Origin of the sequence: Acetobacter okinawensis (assembly GCF_002153655.1) — a bacterium.
GTDB lineage: Bacteria > Pseudomonadota > Alphaproteobacteria > Acetobacterales > Acetobacteraceae > Acetobacter > Acetobacter okinawensis_A.
The window spans coordinates 1-947 of sequence record NZ_JOPJ01000018.1 but is presented as its reverse complement, the minus strand read 5'-3'; the positions used below and the strand labels follow the sequence as shown (position 1 = coordinate 947).

At 59.2% G+C, this 947-nt stretch carries 1 pseudogene; it reads left to right on the top strand.

Going from position 1 to position 947, the window contains the following annotated elements:
- Positions 1-6: 6 nt before the first annotated feature.
- Positions 7-947: pseudogene (locus HK26_RS09360) on the top strand (hypothetical protein); the annotation flags it as partial.

The window sequence follows — 947 nt, the reverse complement described above, 5'->3', positions numbered from 1 at the left end:
CCTGACATGACAGTCGTCCAGGTCAATGAAATTGACATCACCGTCAATGACAAGACAGCAGAAGGTGCCGCCTCTGCTGGTGTGCATCTGGACGCAGTGCAGGATAAGGCGGAAGGCGCAACCGATGCCCTGACCGGCATGGGCGAAGCCGGGGCCAAGGCGGCGCAGGGCGTTGCCGATAGCGCCAAGGCGGCAGCGTCCGCTACAGATGGGCTGGCCACATCCACCACCACCAGCCTGTCCAGCATGCGCAAGGCATACTCGGCTCTCAGGTCAGAAGCTGCTTTCTTGCATAAGCAGCTTTATACAGTCGGTTCTGCCGGGGGTGATACCAGCGGCATAACAGCAGAACTGTCCAAAACGCAGACGGAAATGAGCCGTTTGCAGGACAGCATGGCCGCCCTCAAGCAAAAGACCGCGGCCTCCACCGAGGCGCAGCTTGCATGGAATGGCCAGCTTAATCAGGCGAACGCACCTATGGTCGGGCTGGCTGCTGCCACGGCAAAAGCCACAGAAAATATGGACGGCCTGACCAATGCCCTGCGGGCTGGCACCAACTCAGGGTTGAAAAGCTTTCTCCAGATGGGGGCTGCTGCTGGGGATGAGGTCTCACGCCTGACACTCAAGCTGATGACGGCACAGGACCGCCTCCAGCAGATCAAGGTCCAGTCTCTCTCTGTTGGTGATTACGGTGTCTCCTCTCAGGATGCTCAGGCCGCTGTTGGCGCGCAGCAGGCAGTCGTGGACACGCTGATGGAGCAGCTCACCGTGGCCCGTGAGGCTCGCAACGCTGTGGATGATCTGACCAGCTCACAGACCCGCAATACCAGCGCGGTCAAGCTGGAAGGGTATCAGCTTGGCATCCTGATGGATGAGGCTCACAAGTTTTTTGACATGGTTCTGGCGGGCGGCAATCCGCTGCAAGCTGCCTTTTATGAAGTGCCCAA